This window comes from Streptomyces sp. NPDC048481 (genome assembly GCF_043200075.1).
GTDB lineage: Bacteria > Actinomycetota > Actinomycetes > Streptomycetales > Streptomycetaceae > Streptomyces.
The window spans coordinates 367,552-385,010 of record NZ_JBICXC010000006.1; the positions used below are offsets into that span (position 1 = coordinate 367,552).

Annotated in this window: 15 protein-coding genes and 1 riboswitch; of the genes, 12 read left to right on the forward strand and 3 right to left on the reverse strand. The window is 73.1% G+C overall.

Annotated elements, in window-relative coordinates:
• The first annotated feature begins 49 nt into the window (after positions 1-49).
• From ACGFSH_RS21055 to ACGFSH_RS21065, 3 genes are all read left to right on the forward strand, one after another.
• Positions 50-1,213, forward strand: coding sequence for an aromatic acid exporter family protein (locus ACGFSH_RS21055; protein ID WP_393350729.1), 1,164 nt, complete (start codon positions 50-52; stop codon positions 1,211-1,213).
• Between the two features lie 157 nt (positions 1,214-1,370).
• Positions 1,371-2,558: an amidohydrolase gene (locus ACGFSH_RS21060; RefSeq protein WP_393350731.1), complete on the forward strand. Its 1,188-nt coding sequence runs from the start codon at positions 1,371-1,373 to the stop codon at positions 2,556-2,558.
• 167 nt (positions 2,559-2,725) lie between these two features.
• A complete protein-coding gene (locus ACGFSH_RS21065; protein WP_393350897.1) occupies positions 2,726-3,358 on the forward strand; it encodes a precorrin-8X methylmutase in 633 nt (210 codons plus the stop codon).
• Between the two features lie 166 nt (positions 3,359-3,524).
• Here ACGFSH_RS21065 and ACGFSH_RS21070 read toward each other — a convergent pair whose 3' ends face one another.
• The gene (locus ACGFSH_RS21070; protein ID WP_393350733.1) at positions 3,525-4,307 is read right to left on the reverse strand and encodes a cobalt-precorrin-6A reductase; all 783 of its coding nucleotides are present in this window, start codon (positions 4,305-4,307) and stop codon (positions 3,525-3,527) included.
• Between the two features lie 432 nt (positions 4,308-4,739).
• Here ACGFSH_RS21070 and ACGFSH_RS21075 point away from each other — a divergent pair, with 432 nt between their 5' ends.
• Both ACGFSH_RS21075 and ACGFSH_RS21080 read left to right on the forward strand, forming a co-directional pair.
• Entirely contained in the window at positions 4,740-6,425 is a 1,686-nt protein-coding gene (locus ACGFSH_RS21075) for a purine-cytosine permease family protein (protein ID WP_393350735.1), read from the forward strand.
• Between the two features lie 188 nt (positions 6,426-6,613).
• Positions 6,614-7,258, forward strand: coding sequence for a histidine phosphatase family protein (locus ACGFSH_RS21080; RefSeq protein WP_393350737.1), 645 nt, complete (start codon positions 6,614-6,616; stop codon positions 7,256-7,258).
• 153 nt (positions 7,259-7,411) lie between these two features.
• Here ACGFSH_RS21080 and ACGFSH_RS21085 read toward each other — a convergent pair whose 3' ends face one another.
• Both ACGFSH_RS21085 and ACGFSH_RS21090 read right to left on the reverse strand, forming a co-directional pair.
• Complete coding sequence (locus ACGFSH_RS21085) at positions 7,412-8,176, reverse strand: CbtA family protein (RefSeq protein ID WP_393350739.1); 765 nt, start codon at positions 8,174-8,176, stop codon at positions 7,412-7,414.
• A 19-nt stretch (positions 8,177-8,195) separates the two neighbouring features.
• Positions 8,196-8,417, reverse strand: coding sequence for a CbtB-domain containing protein (locus ACGFSH_RS21090; RefSeq protein WP_393350741.1), 222 nt, complete (start codon positions 8,415-8,417; stop codon positions 8,196-8,198).
• 62 nt (positions 8,418-8,479) lie between these two features.
• Positions 8,480-8,559, reverse strand: a riboswitch (cobalamin riboswitch).
• A gap of 205 nt (positions 8,560-8,764) precedes the next feature.
• Between ACGFSH_RS21090 and ACGFSH_RS21095 the strand changes: the two genes are divergently transcribed.
• From ACGFSH_RS21095 to ACGFSH_RS21125, 7 genes are all read left to right on the forward strand, one after another.
• Positions 8,765-9,994 (forward strand): cysteine desulfurase-like protein, encoded by a 1,230-nt coding sequence (locus ACGFSH_RS21095; protein WP_393350743.1) that lies wholly within the window; start codon positions 8,765-8,767, stop codon positions 9,992-9,994.
• A gap of 126 nt (positions 9,995-10,120) precedes the next feature.
• The gene (locus ACGFSH_RS21100; RefSeq protein ID WP_393350745.1) at positions 10,121-10,555 is read left to right on the forward strand and encodes a Fur family transcriptional regulator; all 435 of its coding nucleotides are present in this window, start codon (positions 10,121-10,123) and stop codon (positions 10,553-10,555) included.
• A 67-nt stretch (positions 10,556-10,622) separates the two neighbouring features.
• Positions 10,623-12,845: a catalase/peroxidase HPI gene (gene katG / locus ACGFSH_RS21105; RefSeq protein WP_393350748.1), complete on the forward strand. Its 2,223-nt coding sequence runs from the start codon at positions 10,623-10,625 to the stop codon at positions 12,843-12,845.
• A 207-nt stretch (positions 12,846-13,052) separates the two neighbouring features.
• On the forward strand, positions 13,053-14,543 hold the full coding sequence (locus ACGFSH_RS21110) for a family 43 glycosylhydrolase (protein ID WP_393350750.1): 1,491 nt from the start codon (positions 13,053-13,055) through the stop codon (positions 14,541-14,543).
• A gap of 39 nt (positions 14,544-14,582) precedes the next feature.
• Positions 14,583-16,031 (forward strand): family 43 glycosylhydrolase, encoded by a 1,449-nt coding sequence (locus tag ACGFSH_RS21115; RefSeq protein ID WP_393350752.1) that lies wholly within the window; start codon positions 14,583-14,585, stop codon positions 16,029-16,031.
• A 90-nt stretch (positions 16,032-16,121) separates the two neighbouring features.
• A complete protein-coding gene (locus ACGFSH_RS21120; RefSeq protein WP_393350754.1) occupies positions 16,122-16,910 on the forward strand; it encodes a polysaccharide deacetylase family protein in 789 nt (262 codons plus the stop codon).
• Between the two features lie 92 nt (positions 16,911-17,002).
• Positions 17,003-17,443 (forward strand): SRPBCC family protein, encoded by a 441-nt coding sequence (locus ACGFSH_RS21125; RefSeq protein WP_393350756.1) that lies wholly within the window; start codon positions 17,003-17,005, stop codon positions 17,441-17,443.
• The last annotated feature ends 16 nt before the right edge of the window (positions 17,444-17,459 follow it).

A 17,459-nucleotide genomic window follows, 5' to 3' on the forward strand; every position in this document is an offset into this window, starting at 1 on the left:
AGTCGGGGCCGGCAGGTGCGTAGCGCGTCTCGCGTGGCACTTGCTTCTCATGGAGTGGATACGAAAGGCGGCCTGGCCGGTCCGGCGCGCCGCCGGCGCGGTCGTGCCGACGGCACGCCGGGCCTGGGAAGGACCGGGCCGCGAGCGGGACCTGGTGGTGCAGGCGAGCAAGGCGGCGCTGGCCGCGTGGCTGGCCTGGGCGGTCGTCGGCTGGTGGCTGGCCGCGCCGATGGCGTTCGTGGCGCCGTGGGTGGCGGTCGTCCTCGTGGAGTCGACGGTGTACCGGTCGGTCGCGCACGGACTCCAGCAGCTCGCCGCGATCGCGGTGGGGACGGCGACCGCGACGGCGGTCGCGCTGCTGCTGCACAGCACGATGATCACGATGGCCCTGGTGCTTCCGGCCGTGCTGCTCCTGGGACAGTGGCAGCGCCTGGGGAGCCAGGGCGTCTACGCCGCCACCGGCGCGCTGTTCGTGCTGACCAGCGGCCCCGTGACGGTGGCCGCCTCGGCCGCGCGCATCGCGGAGGCGGTCTTCGGCGCGGTGGTCGGCGTGGCCGTCAACGTGCTCATCCGCCCTCCGGTGTACCTGCGTGACGCCCGCGCCGCGCTGGAGGACGCGGCCGGCGAGGCACAGGAGATCCTCGACGCCGTGGCCGACGGCCTGGCGGGCGGCGAATGGGACGGTCTGCCCGTCGGGGAGTGGCACGAGCGCGCCCTGCGTCTGGGCCGGCTGGTCGACCAGGCACGGTCGGCGATCGGCTGGAGCCGGGAGAGCATGCGCGTCAACCCGCGCGGGCGCCGCACCCGGCCGCGCCTCCCGGCCGACGAGACCTACTCCGACGCCCTGGGCGTGCTCGACTACGTGGCCCTGCACACGGCGGGCGTGACCCGGACCGTGCGGGAGATCACGGAGAGCGAGAGGGCGGCCCGGCCGGCCCCGGAGCTCACTCGCGCGTACGCCGAGTTCCTGCGGCACACCGCACGTGCCGTCCGGCTCTACGGACGGACGCTGGCCGACCCGGACCTTCCGGACGGCCACGACGACGACGCGGCGGAGGAACTGCGCGAGGCCGTCGCCGAGCTTCAGCGCACGCTGAACGACCTGCGCAGAGGGCTGCCGGGAGCCGTGCCCGACGACCCGGACGCGCTGGTCACCTACGGAACGCTGCTGGCCCAGGCGCACCGCCTGGCCGACCTGCTCACCCAGGACTGACGCGGGTTCCGGCAGCCCAGGGGGTTCGGGCGGTCGGCTCAAGGCCCAGCGGCCCCGCCGGACCCCCCGGCCTGACGATCGGCTCTGGTTCGGGGGCCCGTGCGGTGGAACCCGGGTCCGGCAGGAACGTGCCGCCGTCCACCAGCAGGAGGCTCCGTTGACCAGCCCGCCGTACAGCCGTGTGCATGACGAGGTCGCCCGGCGCGCGGACGGCCTGTGGGCCGTCGCCCGCGCCCTGCACGCGGACCCCGAGACCGCCTTCGCCGAGCATCGCGCCGCCGCCCTGCTCACCGGCGAGCTGGAGCGGGCCGGGTTCGAGGTGCGCAGGAACGTGGCGGACCTCCCGACCGCGTTCACCGCGTCCTCGGGGCACGGCCGGCCCGCCGTGGCGCTGCTGCTGGAGTACGACGCCCTGCCCGGACTCGGGCACGCCTGCGGGCACAACCTGATCGCGGCGGCGGGCCTGGGCGCCGCACTGGTCGTGGACGCCGTCCGGGACGGCGCCGCCGGCCGCGTCCTGGCGGTGGGCACCCCGGCCGAGGAGGGCGGCGGCGGCAAGGCCCTCCAGGTGCGCGCCGGGGTCTTCGACGACGTCGACGCCGCCCTGATGTTCCATCCCGGCGTCCACGACTGGGCGCGGGCGCCGCTGACCGCGCAGGAACAGTACCGGGTCGCCTTCCACGGCCGGGCCGCGCACCCCACCGGCAATCCGACCGAGGGCGTCGACGCTCTCGCCGCGCTGATCGAACTGTTCAACGTGCTGTCGGCGCTCGGCCGGCGGCTGCCGGAGGCCTCCCACGTCCAGGGGATCGTCACCCACGGCGGGACCGCGACGAACATCGTGCCCGACCGGGCCGAGGGGCGCTTCGGGCTGCGCGCGGCGACCACTGCGGCCCTGGACGAGCTGGCGGCACGGCTGCGCACCTCGGCGCAGGGGGTCGCGCTGGCGACCGGAACGTCCGTCGAGGTTGAGCGGGCGAGCGTGCGCTACGAGCACTTCCGGGACTGCGAGCCGCTGTCCGAGCGGTTCGCCGGCCATCTGTCCCGGGCCGGGATCACCCTCACGCCGCCCGAGCCCGGCGTGTACCTGGGGTCCTCGGACATCGGCAACGTCAGCGGACGGGTGCCCGCCGTCCATCCCTTCGTCGCGATCATGGACTCCGACGGCAGCGACCACACCCCCGAATTCGCCGCCGCCGCGGCCTCCCCGCGCGCCCGCCGGGTCCTGACCGCCGTGGTCGAGGCGCTGGCCTGCACGGCTCTCGACGTGCTGGACGACGCCGGCCTGCGCGCCGAGGCCAGGTCCCGGCACGGCGACGGCCCCGGCCTCGACGCGGGCGGCTGAGGCCCGGCCGGTCCGTCACGGTCACGCCTGGGGCCGGCCCTCCGCCCGTGGCCGGGTGCGGGGGCGTCGGTATGCTCGCCGCCATGTCCACGGCAGCCAGGTCGGCTGCCGTGCGACCGCTCCCGCCCGAGCCGTCCGACCACCCCGAGAGCAGTGAGAACAGCACCGTGACCAGCTACGACTACGAGAAGGACGGCGCGGCGATCTACCGCCGGTCCTTCGCCACCATCCGTGCGGAGGCGGACCTCGCGGGCCTCCCCGCCGACGTCGCTCAGGTGGCGGTCCGGATGATCCACGCCTGCGGCATGGTCGACCTCGTCCGCGACCTCGCCCACACGCCCGGCGTGGTGGGCCGCGCCCGTGAGGCCCTGCGCGCCGGGGCGCCCGTCTTCACCGACGTGCGGATGGTGGCCAGCGGCGTGACCCGCAAGCGGCTGCCCGCCGGCAACGACGTGCTCTGCACCCTGTCCGAACCGTCCGTCCCGGAACTGGCGGAACGGCTCGGCACCACGCGCAGCGCCGCCGCTCTGGAGCTGTGGCGCGACCGGCTGGAGGGGTCGGTCGTCGCCGTCGGCAACGCGCCGACCGCCCTCTTCCGGCTCCTGGAGATGATCGGGGAGGGTGCGCCCCGGCCCGCCGCGGTGATCGGTGTGCCGGTCGGGTTCGTCGGGGCGGTCGAGTCCAAGGAGGCGCTGATCGCCAACCCTTACGGACTGGAGTACCTCGCGGTGCGCGGGCGCCGGGGCGGCAGCGCGATGGCCGCCGCCGCCCTGAACGCCCTCGCCAGCGAGGAGGAGTGAGCGCCCGGAGAGCTTGATCCGTCGCGCGAGCACCCGACGTCGACGCCGGCGCGCGCGGCCACGGCCGCAGGACCCCGGCACGGGCAGGCGCACTCCGGCACGGGTCAGCGTGCTCCCGACCGGACCCGTGCCGGCGGGGCCCCGGCCCTGGTCCGGTCGGGGGGCGTCAGCGGGCCTCGGGTCGGGGGTCCTCTCCGGCCGGGCGGCCCGGCTCGCGCTGGGCCCGGATCCAGCGGACGGCGTCCCGCGGGTCGGGTGCCACGGGGACGCCCGTGGGCGCCGGCGGTCTGCGCACCACGACCACGGGCAGCCCCGTCTCCCGGGCGGCGGTCAGCTTCGGCGCGGTGGCGGCGCCGCCGCTGTCCTTGGTCACCAGGACGTCGACGCGATGCCGGCGCAGCAGCTCGCGCTCCCCGTCGAGAGTGAAGGGGCCCCGGTCGAGCAGCACCTCCAGGGCGGACGGGCAGGGCGGCTCGGGCGCTTCGACCGAACGCGCAAGGAACCACAGGCCGTCCAGTCCGGCGAAGGCCGCCAGCCCCGTCCTTCCGGTGGTGAGGAAGATCCGCCGGCCGAGCGCGGGTAGCGCCGCGGCCGCCTCCGCCAGTGAGCCGACCTCGTGCCAGCGGTCGCCCTCCACGGGCGTCCAGCCGGGACGGCGCAGCGCGAGCAGCGGGACACCGGCGACGGCGGCGGCATCGGCCGCGTGGAAGCCGATCGTCCCGGCGAAGGGATGGGTGGCGTCGACGATCGCGTCGACGGCGTGCTCGCGCACCCACGTCACGAGCCCTTCGACGCCGCCGAACCCACCCACGCGCACCTCGCCCGTCGGCAGCCGGGGAGCGGTCACCCGCCCGGCGAGCGAGCTGGTGACCGTCAGGTCCGGCTCGCCGCCGAGGAGTTCCGCGAGCCGACGGGCCTCAGCGGTCCCGCCGAGTATCAGTACGTGCACGAGAGTCCGGTTCCGATCATGAGCGGCGGCGGGTCGGGGCGAGCGCGCCCACTCAAGCACACCGGGCCGCGGGGCGCCGTCGACGGCATGCGATCGGCGGGAGCCGCGGACCGGGGAACAGGCGGGCGGCGGCCGGGGCCGGGCCGGCGGCGGCCGGGGCGGGCGGCCGGGGGTCCGGAGGTAAAGGCCGAGGCTCAAGGGGGGCAAGTCGCGGTCGCGACGGCGGGAGGCGGGACCAGGACCTCCCCGGCCGGGCTCCCGGGGCGGCGGTCGCGGGCCGCGGTCCGTTACCCCGCGTTCACGCCGTGTCGCCGTCCGGAGAAACAAACGGTTCCTACCGTGTCCGCTCATGGATCCGGGCCCACCCCTCCCCGGATGCCGAGGACGCCGACCGGGAGTCCCCCCACCGCCCACCTCCCCGAAGGGCCGCCCATGAGCGCCACCGAGACACCCCAGCCGCCGCAGTCGTCGCCGACGGCCACCGCGCCGCACCCCCGCCCCGGCTCCCCCGCCACCCAGGCCACGAAGGAGACCCTGGAGGACTACACCCTCCGCTTCGCGCCCCGCAGTTACCGCCGCTGGACCCCGATGGTGGTGGCGACGACCGCTCTGGGCGGCATCGCCTACATGGCGGACTTCTCCATCGGCGCCGGCATCGGCCTCGCCCACGGCACCGGGAACGCGCTCGTCGCGATCGCCGTCGCCGCGGTCGTCATCTTCGTCACCGGATTCCCGCTCGCCTACTACGGCGCCCGCTACAACATCGACCTCGACCTGATCACCCGCGGGTCCGGCTTCGGCTACTACGGCTCGGTGCTGACCGGCGTGATCTTCGCCAGTTTCACCTTCATCTTCTTCGCGCTCGAGGGCTCGATCATGGCCCAGGGCCTGAAGCTGGGCCTGGGGCTGCCGCTGTGGCTGGGCTATCTGGTCTCCACGCTGATGGTGATCCCGCTGGTGATCTACGGCATGAAGGCGCTGAGCAAGCTCCAGGTGTGGACGACGCCGATATGGCTGCTGCTGATGGTCGCGCCGCTGGTCTACCTCGTCGCCACCGACCCCGGCACCGTCGACCGGTTCCTGGCCTACGCGGGAGCCGACGGGGACGGCGGGGTGCACACCGCTCCCGTGCTGCTCGGCGCGGGCGTGTGTCTGTCCCTCATCGCGCAGATCGGCGAGCAGATCGACTACCTGCGCTTCATGCCGCCGAAGACGGAGGCGAACAAGCGCACCTGGTGGACGGCCGTGGTCATGGCCGGGCCGGGGTGGGTGGTCCTCGGCGCGCTGAAGCAGGCCATCGGCGTCTTCCTCGCGGTGTACATCCTGGCGGAGGTCGGCCCCGCCGCGGCCACCGAGCCGATCCAGCAGTTCCGCGGGGCCTTCGACGCGATGATGCCGTCCTGGCTGGTCGTGCCGCTGGCCGTGGCGCTCGTCGTGATCAGCCAGATCAAGATCAACGTGACGAACGCCTACTCCGGATCGCTCGCGTGGACGAACTCCTTCACCCGCGTCACCCGGCACTACCCCGGCCGCCTGGTGTTCGTGCTGGTCAACCTGGCCTTCGCGCTCGTCCTGATGGAAGCCGACATGTTCAGCTTCCTCAACGACATCCTCGGCTTCTACTCGAACTGCGCCATCGCCTGGGTCGTCACCGTCGCCACGGACATCGGCGTCAACAAGTACCTGCTCCGGCTGTCCCCGCTCGCGCCCGAGTTCCGCCGGGGCATGCTGTACGCCGTCAACCCGGTCGGCGTCGTCGCCTTCCTGGCCGCGTCCGGCCTGTCCATCGCGATGTACTTCCACGCCCTCGGCGACACCCTCCAGCCGTACTCCCCCGTCGCCGCCGCCGTCATCGCGTTCGTCCTCACCCCGCTGACCGCGGTCGTCACCAAGGGCCGTTACTACCTGCGCCGTTCGGACGACGGCATCGCCGAGCCGCTGCTCGACGCGGACGGCAACCCCAGCGCCACGACGTACGACTGCCATGTCTGCCGCCTGCCCTACGAGCGTCCCGACGTGGCCGCCTGCCCGACGCACGACGCGGTCGTCTGCTCCCTGTGCCTGAGCACGGACACGGTGGGCGACCATGTGCTGCCCGCCCGGCCGTCGACCGCCTGAGCCGCGCCGCCGGACGGGGGGGCCCGCCCCGCCGCCCGGCCTGGCTCCCGGCCTGGGGCACTGCGTCCCCTGTGGTAGCTTGCCGGGGCCCGAACGGCCGCTGTCCGCACGGCGATCGGCCGCCGATCGCCGACGGCGACGTCTCGGCACGGAGGCCGGCGACCCGCGCGCCGGTGGAGGAGCATCACGTGACGATCCGTGTCACCTTCGTCTCGCCCGCCGTGAACGCGTCGCTGCGGCTGGCCCGTTTCGACGACGGAGCCCCGATCGACGACGTCGGGGCGGCCCGCGCCCGCGCGGCGACCGGTGCGCTGCCCACGGGCGGGCGGGTCGTGACGTCTCCCACCGTGCGCTGCCGGGAGACGGCCGCCGCTCTGGGCCTCGCCCCGGGAAGGTCTGCCGGCTCCCCGGATGCGGCGCGACCGGTCGAGCCGTCGGAGCCGGTCGAGCCCGTGGAGTTGGCCGGGCTGGACGTGGGGCGCTGGCGGGGGCTGACCCTCGCCGAGGTGGGCGCGGCCGAACCGGAGGCGGTGGCGCGCTGGCTCGCCGATCCCGGTTCCGCGCCGCACGGCGGGGAGTCCGTCGAGGACCTGTGCGCGCGGGTCGCCCGCTGGCTGGAGTCGTCGTCGCGGGAGGGCCGTACCCTCGCGGTGGTCGAGCCGGAGATCGTGCGGGCGGCCGTCGTCCACGTGCTGGGAACGCCCGTGACGGCCTTCTGGCGGCTCGACGTGCCGCCGCTCACGGCCACCTCGGTCAGCGGGCGCGACGGCCGCTGGAACCTGCGGACCGGACAGCCCCTGCACCCGGACGAGGGCTGTCGCGAAGGGGCGTGACGCCGCGTCATCGGTCGCCGGAGGGGCGGGCGGGGCGCGGGTGCGTGCGAGTGCGGGCCGTCGCCGTCGCCGTCCGCCGTCGCGAGAGGGCCCCCGGGTGGTCCCGGAGGCCCTCTTGTCGTGCCGGTGCGGTCGACCCGCCGTGCGGACAGGTCAGTCGGTGGCGGCGGCCGTCGTGGTCGTGCTCGCGGGCCTCGTCGCCGGGCGGGGATTCAGCAGCCGCTCGGCCAGTTCGCCGAAGGCGAGGCCGAAGGCCGCCCACGTCGTCGCCTGCATGGCGAGCGACGAGAGGCGGAACCGCCACAGCAGCGTGGCCGGGAAGTCCGCCGGCACCTCGTTGACGGCGGGCAGGAACCCGTACGCCAGGCCGATCAGGACGACGAAGCCGGCCACGGACACCACCGTGGCGTTCCAGTTGCCGAGTCTCGGCGCCAGCCGCTTGCCGGCGATGACCGCGGCGATCGCCAGGAGCACGCCGAGCACCATCATCAGGAAGTACAGGGTGGTGCGCTTGGCGATCGTGTCGTGGTCACCGACGGCGGGCGGGTTGGCCGGGTACTTGAGAAAGGGCACGACGTACACGGTGAGCAGTGCGGCCCCGGACAGCAGCAGCGCCGTGGCCCGGGGGCCGAAGCGTCCGACGCGGCCCAGGGCGAAGCAGTAGGCCATCGCGGCGATGCCGCCGAAGGCCACCCCGTAGACCAGGACGCCAGTGGCCAGACCGGCGGTGGACTGCAGGCTGCGGGAGACGAGTTCGACCTCGTGCTCGTGCGCGGGGGCGTGGGACTCCTCGAAGCCGATCGCGCCGTCGACGCTCGGCTCACCGAGGAAGTACGCCACCACCAGGGCGAGCACGCCGGCCCCGAGGCCGGCGAGCATGCCCCGGACGAGCAGGTTTCTTACCGTTGCGGAATTCATGCGGGTGCGGCGCCCCTTGTCAGTGGCAGGGGAAGCCGAGCAGGTGACGGGCGTCGTGCACCCACTCGTGGACGCCCTCTCCGGAGACCACGGCCGTGGCGCCCTGCTCGGCGCCGACGAAGTAGAGCAGGACCAGCATGAGGACGCCGAAGAAGACGGCCCAGGGGGCGATGTCCCTCAGCGGCAGCTTGGCGGGTACGGCAGGGCTGATGGCGGTCGGCTGGGCGACATGCTGCGCCATTGGCAGGGCCTCCTCTGGGAGTTCGCGTCCCATCTCGGTGGTGCACAGGACGACGGCCCCGGGTCTGACTCGCGATGCGCGCCCTCGCGGGGCGGCGCACCGATCACAGTGGCGCGACCGTGCCGGATTCCCACCGGCTTCCGTGACTTCCGTCGTCGATATCAGAGCGACGGTACCGTGTGTCGCGTCCATGGCCAAGAGCGCATCGCCTGGCGTGACGGTGTTCTCGGCCGCCGGGTGGCCCGGATCACCCGCCCGCGCCGGAGCCAGGCGGACCGCGGCGGCGCGCGGCGCGGCGCGGCGCGATCCACTGGTGGGGCGGCGCGACCGGTGCCAGAGTCGGGGCCATGTCCCTCGACGTCGTCGCCCTCCGGTCCCACTTCCCCTCCCTCGCGCACGGGTTCGCCTTCTTCGACGGACCGGGCGGGACGCAGACTCCCGCGCCGGTCGCCGAGGCGATCGCCCGGACCATGACCGGGCCGCTGTCCAACCGCGGCACGGTCAGCGCCTCCGAGCGCAACGCCGAGTCGGCGGTCGCCGGGTTCCGGGCCGCCTACGCGGATCTGCTGGGGGCTGCCGCGAACGGCGTCGTGCACGGGCGCAGCGCCACGCAGCTCACCTACGACTTCTCACGGCACCTCGCCAAGACCTGGCGGCCCGGCGACGAGATCGTCCTGAGCCGGCTGGACCACGACGCGAACGTGCGCCCGTGGATACAGGCGGCGGAGCGCGCCGGGGTGACCGTCCGCTGGATCGAGATCGACGAGGCGACCACGGAACTGGACCTCGGCTCCTACGAGCGGGCGCTGTCGTCCCGGACGCGGCTGGTCGCGGTGACAGCGGCCTCGAACGTGCTGGGGTCCGTGGTGCCCGTGCGCCTGATCGCCGACCGGGCGCACGAGGCCGGCGCACTGGTCCACGTGGACGGGGTGCACTACGCCGCCCACCGCCTCGTGGACGTGCGGGCGCTGGGCGCCGACCTGTTCGTCTGCTCGCCGTACAAGTTCCTCGGCCCGCACTGCGGTGTGCTCGCCGGGTCGCCGGACGTCCTGGAGGCCCTCGCGCCGGACAAGCTGCTGCCCTCCAGCGACGCCGTGCCGGAGCGCTTCGAGTTCGGGACGCTGCCCTACGAGGTGCTGGCGGGCGCGACCGCCGCGGTGGACTTCCTGGCGGACCTGGGCGGCGGTGCGCCGGACGCGCCCCGCAGGGAGCGGCTGCGGCGCTCGCTGGACTGCCTGCACGAGCACGAGAACGCGCTGCGCGCCAGGATCGAGCAGGGGCTGCGCGCGCTGGGCGACGACGTCACCGTCCGTTCGAGGGCGGCGGACCGCACGCCCACGCTCCTGATGACCCTGGAGGGCCGGGACTCCCGGGAGGCGCAGGCGCATCTGGCGGCGCGGGGCGTGGTGGCCCCGGCGGGCTCGTTCTACGCCCACGAGGTCTTCACGGCGCTGAAGCTGCCGGACCCGTCGCTGCGCGTGGGCCTCGCGCCGTACAACGACGCCGAGGACGTCGACCGGCTCCTCGACGGGCTGTCCTCGTTCCTGCGCACGGCGTCACCGCGTGCGGCCGGGTGAGCGGCGGGGTGGACGGCCGGGTGAACAGCCCGGTGCGCGGCGGCGCACGGCGTTCACCGGACACGCCTCAGACTTGCATCGTTCGCTTTCTTGAATCGTTCGTGTTTATGCCGTAGGTTCGACGTCATGACAGCCCCCCGTACTCCGACCACCGCCGAGGAGCTGCGCGGTGCCGGCCTGCGGGTGACGGCCGCCCGGGTCGCGCTGCTCGAGACCGTCCGCGAGGGCGATCACCTGGACGTCGAGGCGATCGCCTCCGGGGTCCGCGGCCGCGTGGGCCACATCTCGGTGCAGGCCGTGTACGAGGCCCTGCACGCGCTGACCTCGGCCGGGCTGGTGCGCCGCCTGGAGCCGCCGGGCAGTCCGGCCCGGTTCGAGGGGCGCGTGGGCGACAACCACCACCATCTCGTGTGCCGCTCGTGCGGCGTCGTCGCCGACGTCGACTGCGCGGTCGGCCACGCCCCCTGCCTGACCGCCGTCGACGACCGCGGCTTCGCCATCGACGAGGCCGAGGTCATCTACTGGGGCCTGTGCCCCGACTGTTCGCCCGCCCGCACCTGACCACCCGCAGCACCTCGACCTGCGGTTTCGTGAGCATGTGATCCGACCAGTCCAGAAGGATTCCCCCATGACCGAGAACCATGACGCGATCGTGACCGAGCCGAAGGCGGCGGAGGCAGGTGGCTGCCCGGTCACGCACGACCGCGCCCTGCACCCGACCCAGGGCGGCGGCAACCGCCAGTGGTGGCCGGAGCGGCTCAACGTGAAGATCCTCGCGAAGAACCCGGCCGTGGCGAACCCGCTCGGCGAGGACTTCGACTACGCCGCGGCGTTCGAGGCGCTCGACCTCGCCGCCGTGAAGGCGGACATCGCCGAGGTGCTCACCACCTCGCAGGACTGGTGGCCGGCCGACTTCGGCAACTACGGCCCGCTGATGATCCGCATGGCCTGGCACAGCGCGGGCACCTACCGCATCAGCGACGGCCGCGGCGGCGCCGGCGCCGGCCAGCAGCGCTTCGCGCCCCTCAACAGCTGGCCGGACAACGCCAACCTGGACAAGGCCCGCCGTCTGCTGTGGCCGGTCAAGAAGAAGTACGGCCAGTCCATCTCCTGGGCCGACCTCATGATCCTCACCGGCAACGTGGCCCTGGAGCAGATGGGCTTCGAGACCTTCGGCTTCGCCGGCGGCCGCGAGGACGTCTGGGAGGCCGACGAGGACGTCTACTGGGGTCCCGAGACCACCTGGCTCGACGACCGGCGCTACTCCGGCGACCGCGAGCTGGAGAACCCGCTCGCCGCCGTGCAGATGGGCCTCATCTACGTCAACCCCGAGGGCCCCAACGGCAACCCGGACCCGCTGGCGTCGGCCCGCGACATCCGTGAGACCTTCCGCCGGATGGCGATGAACGACGAGGAGACGGTCGCCCTCATCGCGGGCGGTCACACCTTCGGCAAGACGCACGGCGCGGGCCCGGCGGACCACGTCGGCGACGACCCCGAGGCCGCCTCGCTCGCCGAGCAGGGCCTCGGCTGGAAGAGCAGCTTCGGCACCGGCAAGGGCGGCGACACCATCACCAGCGGTCTGGAGGTCACCTGGACCTCCACGCCCACCCGGTGGAGCAACGGCTTCTTCGACAACCTCTTCGGCTTCGAGTGGGAGCTGACCGAGAGCCCGGCCGGCGCCAAGCAGTGGGTCGCCAAGGACGGCGCGGGCGCGGGCACCGTCCCCGACGCGCACGACCCGTCCAAGCGCCACGCCCCGACGATGCTCACGACCGACCTGGCGCTGCGCTTCGACCCGGTCTACGAGCAGATCTCGCGCCGCTTCCACGAGAACCCCGACCAGTTCGCGGACGCGTTCGCCCGCGCCTGGTACAAGCTGACCCATCGTGACCTGGGCCCGAAGTCGCTGTACCTCGGCCCGGAGGTCCCGGCGGAGACGCTGCTGTGGCAGGACCCGCTGCCGGAGGCCGAGGGCGAGGTCATCGGCGCCGAGGACATCGCGGCCCTCAAGGCCAAGCTGCTCGACTCGGGGCTGACGGTCTCCCAGCTGGTGTCCACGGCGTGGGCGTCGGCGTCCTCCTTCCGCGGCAGCGACAAGCGCGGCGGCGCCAACGGCGCCCGCATCCGCCTGGAGCCGCAGCGCGGCTGGGAGGTCAACAACCCGGACGAGCTGGCGCAGGTGCTGCGCGTCCTGGAGGGCGTGCAGGCCGAGTTCAACGCCGGCGCGAAGAAGGTCTCGCTGGCCGACCTGATCGTCCTGGGCGGCGCGGCCGCCGTCGAGAAGGCCGCCAGGGACGCGGGCCACGACGTGGAGGTCCCCTTCACGCCGGGCCGGGTGGACGCCTCGCAGGAGCAGACGGACGTCGAGTCGTTCGCCGCGCTCGAGCCGACCGCCGACGGGTTCCGCAACTACCTCGGCAAGGGCAACCGCCTGCCGGCCGAGTTCCTGCTGCTCGACCGGGCGAACCTGCTCAACCTGAGCGCGCCCGAGACGACCGTCCTGGTCGGCGGCCTGCGTGTGCTGGGCGCCAACCACGGCCGGTCCGCGCACGGCGTCTTCACCGAGACCCCCGGCAAGCTGACGAACGACTTCTTCGTCAACCTGCTCGACCTCGGCACGACCTGGTCGTCGACGTCGTCCGACCAGACCCTCTTCGAGGGCCGCGACGCCGCCACCGGCGAGGTCAAGTGGACCGGCACCCGTGCCGACCTGGTCTTCGGCTCGAACTCCGAGCTGCGCGCGCTGGCCGAGGTCTACGCGAGCGACGACGCGAAGGAGAAGTTCGTGAAGGACTTCGTCGCCGCGTGGGTCAAGGTCAGCGAGCTGGACCGGTTCGACCTGGTCTGATCCCGCGACACCCGTACGACGAGAGCACCACACCCGGGGCGCTCGGCCCGGTCCACGGACCGGACCGGGCGCCCCGGCGCGTCGCTGCACTGTCCGAACCATTGACGAGACCATGCGCGCCCCCTATCTTCTGGCCGAAGTTACGAACCGTGTTCGAAATAACGAACATGGTGAACAGGTCGCTTCACGGACAAGGGACGGTCCCGTATGCCCCGGATGCACCGCCGCAGATCCCTGCTCGTCTGCGTGCTGGCCCTCCTCGTCGCCCTGGTGGCGGCCAACCAGCCGGTGTCCGCGGCCGACGGCCGCCCGTACGCCAACCCGCTCAAGTCGGCCAAGGGCGCCGACCCCTGGCTGGAGTACTACAACGGCGACTACTACCTGATCACCACGACGTTCACCGGCGTCCTCGGCATGCGCAAGTCGCCCACCCTGGCCGGGCTCGCCACCGCACCCACCGTGCAGGTCTGGTCGGACACCACCGCGACCCGCAACAACAACATCTGGGCGCCGGAGATCCACCGGTTCAACGGCCACTGGTACCTGTACTACTCGGCCGCGCCGAGCGGCGCCGCCTGCTGCGACCTCCAGCGCACCCAGGTCCTGGAGAGCGCGGGCGCCGACCCCCTGGGCCCGTACACCCACAAGGGGACGCTCACCGGCTCGAATCTCGACCCCGGCGGCTGGCTGATCGACGCGAGCGTGCTCCAGGCGAACGGCAGGCTGTACCTGGTGGGCAGCGGCTCCGTGAACGGCAGCAGGCAGAGCCTGGTCATCGCGCCGATGACCAACCCGTACACGCTGGCGAGCAGCGCCTTCACGGTCATCTCCAGCCCCACGCTGAGCTGGGAGACCTCGGGCGCACCGGTCAACGAGGGGCCCGAGCCGCTCTACCACGGCGGACGCACGTTCCTCACGTTCTCCGCGAGTTACTGCCAGACCGCGGACTACAAGCTCGGCCTGCTGGAACTGACCGGCGCCGACCCGCTCAGCCCGGCGTCCTGGACCAAGAAGCCGACGCCCGTGTTCCAGCGCAACGACGCGGGCGGCGTCTACGGACCGGGCCACAACGGCTTCTTCACCTCGCCCGACGGCACCGAGAACTGGATCGTGTATCACGCCAACTCCTCCGCGAGCGGCGGCTGCGGCAACGGACGCACCACCCGCGCCCAGAAGTTCACCTGGAACGCCGACGGCACGCCGAACTTCGGCGCCCCGGTCGCGCTCGGCACGACGCTGCCCGGCCCGTCCGGCGAGACGGCGACGACCCCGACGTCCTACACCCTCGTCAACCGCAACAGCGGCAAGTGCCTCGACGTGTCCGGCGGTTCGGCCGCCGACGGCGCGAACATCCTCCAGTGGGCCTGCAACGGCGGGGCCAACCAGAAGTGGCGGATCGAGGACCAGGGCGACGACACCGGCCGGCTGGTGAACGTGGCCACCGGGCGGGTGATGGACACCGCCGACTGCTCCACCGCGGACGGCGCGGACCTGCGCCAGTGGTCGTGGCTGAACAACAGGTGCCAGCGCTTCCGGCTCGTCTTCACCGCGAGCGGGGACTACGTCCGCCTCGTCGGCGAGAACAGCGGGAAGGTCGCCGACGTGGCGGACTGCGGCACCGCCGACGGCGTTGACGTACGGCAGTGGACCTGGCTGAACAACACCTGCCAGCAGTGGCGCCTCGTACCCACCACCTGACCCCCCGCACCCCCTCCCCCTTCCCCCAGGAGAACCCCTTTGAGACGCAACGCCGTTCGGCTGATACTGGCCGGCCTCGTCGCCCTCGCGGCCGTGCTCACCGGCGTGGCCGCCCCGGCCCAGGCCGCCGTGCCCGACTCCCCCGCGGTGACGTACACCAACCCGATCGCCGAGAAGCGCGCCGACCCGCACATCTACAAGCACACCGACGGTTACTACTACTTCACCGCCACCGTGCCCGAGTACGACCGCATCGTGCTGCGCCGGGCGACGACCATCCAGGGCCTGTCCACGGCCCAGGAGGTCACCATCTGGACCAAGCACGCCGGCGGGGTGATGGGCGCCCACATCTGGGCCCCGGAGATCCACTTCATCGACGGCAAGTGGTACGTGTACTTCGCCGCCGGCTCCACCAGCGACGTGTGGGCGATCCGCATGTACGTCCTCGAAGGCACCGGCGCCAACCCGCTCACCGCGAGCTGGGCGGAGAAGGGCCAGATCAAAACCACGTGGGAGAGCTTCTCCCTCGACTCCACCACGTTCGTCGTGAACGGCGTCCGCTATCTCGCGTGGGCCCAGCGCAACCCGTCCGAGGACAACAACACCAGCCTGTTCATCGCGAAGCTGGCCAACCCCTGGACGATCTCCGGCACTCCGGCGGAGATCTCGCAGCCGACGCTGTCCTGGGAGACCGTGGGCTTCAAGGTCAACGAGGGGCCGGCGGTGATCCAGCACGGCGGCAAGGTGTTCATGACGTACTCGGCGAGCGCGACCGACTCCAACTACTGCCTGGGCATGCTGACCGCGTCCGCGGGCGCCGACCTCACCGACCCGGCGTCCTGGTCGAAGGGCACCCAGCCGGTCTTCCGGACGAACGCCGCGACCTCGCAGTACGGGCCGGGCCACAACTCGTTCACCGTCTCCGAGGACGGCCGGTCCGACATCCTCGTCTACCACGACCGCAGCTACAAGGACATCACCGGCGACCCGCTGAACGACCCCAACCGCCGCACCCGGGTGCAGAAGGTGTACTGGAAGGCCGACGGCACGCCCGACTTCGGCATCCCGGTTGCCGACGGGGTGACCCCGCAGCGCTTCTCCTCCTTCAACTACCCGGACCGGTTCATCCGCCACTGGGAGTACCGGGCCCGCATCGAGGCGAACGTCAGCCCGCTCGCCGACTCGCAGTTCCGCGTGGTGAGCGGTCTCGCCGGGACCGGCACGGTCTCCCTGGAGGCGGCCAACTTCCCGGGCTACTACCTGCGTCAGAAGAACTCCGAGGTGTGGCTGGAGAAGAACGACGGCACGTCCGCGTTCGCCTCCGACGCGACGTACCGCCGGCGCGCCGGGCTCGCCGACTCCGCGGGGATCTCGTACGAGTCGTACGCCTTCGCGGGCCGCTACATCCGTCACTACAACTACCTGCTGTACGTGCAGACGCCGAGCACGGCCACGGACAGGGCGGACGCGACGTTCTACGCCCAGTGAGACGCCCGCCGTTCACGCCCGCGTGAGGCGCGCGACGGCATGACGCCGAGACTATACATGAGGTGTATACCTTCTCTGTATAGTCTCGGCATGCTTTCTCCGCTCAAGAAGACGAAGAACACGGGGGCCCGGTTGCGTGCCCTCGCCGTGCCGGCGGCGGCCGCCTGCCTGGCGGCCGCGCTCACCGGCTGCGGCGGCGCCGACACCACCCTGCCGAGCAGTGCCCGCGCCCGTCCCGCCACCACCTCCCAGGCCGCCCGCGGCGGCCCCGTCGACTGCCGGGAGGTGAAGTGCATCGCCCTGACCTTCGACGCGGGCCCCAGCGAGCACTCCGCCGCGCTGCTGGACATCCTGAAGGAGAAACAGGTCCCGGCGACCTTCTTCCTGCTCGGCGCACGTCACGCGGAGAAGTACCCGGACCTCGTCAGACGCATGGCCGCCGAGGGCCACGAGGTGGCCAGCCACACCTGGGACCACAAGATCCTCACGGAGCTCGAACCCGACGGGATACGCGAGGAGCTGCGGCGCACCAACGACGTCATAGAGCGCCTGACCGGCAGGCCCCCCACCCTGATGCGGCCGCCGCAGGGCCGCACGAACGAGACCGTGCACGAGATCTCCCGCGAACTGGGCCTCGCCGAAGTGCTGTGGACCGTGACGGCCAAGGACTACACGACGACCGACTCCGCCCTGATCCGGCGCCGGGTCCTCGCCCAGGCCGACCGGGACGGCATCATCCTGCTGCACGACCTCTACGACGGAACCGTGCCGGCCGTGCCGGGCATCATCGACGCGCTGAAGGAGCGCGGGTTCGTGTTCGTGACGGTGCCCCAGCTGCTGGCGCCCGGGGAAGCGGTGCCGGGAGAGGTCTACCGCTGAGACCCCGCGCGGACGCCGGGCGCCGACGCCGCAGACCGGCGGACCGGAGGGCGCTCCCCCCTCCCCGCGTCCCGCGCGCCTACGATCGCCGGGTGGCCGTCTTCCAGCTCGAACGCACCGTACCGCTCCCTCCGGACGACGCCTGGCGCCGGCTGACGCGGTGGTCCCGGCACGGCGACGTGGTCCCGCTCACCCGCGTCACCGTGCTCACTCCCCCGCCGACCCGTGAGGGCACCGTCTTCGTGGCCCGCTCGGGCCTCGGCCCGCTGTCCTTCGACGACCCGATGGAGGTCACCGTCTGGCAGCCGCCGGCCGCCGGCGCTGCGGGCCACTGCCGGCTGGAGAAGCGCGGCCGGGTCGTCCTCGGCCGAGCGCGGATCGAGGTACGGCCGCGACCCGACGGGCGGACCCACGTGCTCTGGCACGAGGAGCTGAGCGTGCGCTTCCTGCCCGCCTTCCTCGACCCGCTCCTCGCGGCGACGGCCCGCACCGTGTTCGGCCGCGCCGCCGACCGCCTCCTGCGCACCCCCTGACGGACCCGGCCCGCCG

Coding starts and splice junctions, on each gene's coding strand:
- ACGFSH_RS21055 (WP_393350729.1), top strand. CDS start 50: ATGGAGTGGATACGAAAGGCGGCCTGGCCGGTCCGGCGCGCCGCCGGC.
- ACGFSH_RS21075 (WP_393350735.1), top strand. CDS start 4,740: ATGAGCGCCACCGAGACACCCCAGCCGCCGCAGTCGTCGCCGACGGCC.
- ACGFSH_RS21085 (WP_393350739.1), bottom strand. CDS start 8,176: ATGAATTCCGCAACGGTAAGAAACCTGCTCGTCCGGGGCATGCTCGCC.
- ACGFSH_RS21090 (WP_393350741.1), bottom strand. CDS start 8,417: ATGGCGCAGCATGTCGCCCAGCCGACCGCCATCAGCCCTGCCGTACCC.
- ACGFSH_RS21095 (WP_393350743.1), top strand. CDS start 8,765: ATGTCCCTCGACGTCGTCGCCCTCCGGTCCCACTTCCCCTCCCTCGCG.
- ACGFSH_RS21100 (WP_393350745.1), top strand. CDS start 10,121: ATGACAGCCCCCCGTACTCCGACCACCGCCGAGGAGCTGCGCGGTGCC.
- katG (WP_393350748.1), top strand. CDS start 10,623: ATGACCGAGAACCATGACGCGATCGTGACCGAGCCGAAGGCGGCGGAG.
- ACGFSH_RS21110 (WP_393350750.1), top strand. CDS start 13,053: ATGCCCCGGATGCACCGCCGCAGATCCCTGCTCGTCTGCGTGCTGGCC.
- ACGFSH_RS21120 (WP_393350754.1), top strand. CDS start 16,122: ATGCTTTCTCCGCTCAAGAAGACGAAGAACACGGGGGCCCGGTTGCGT.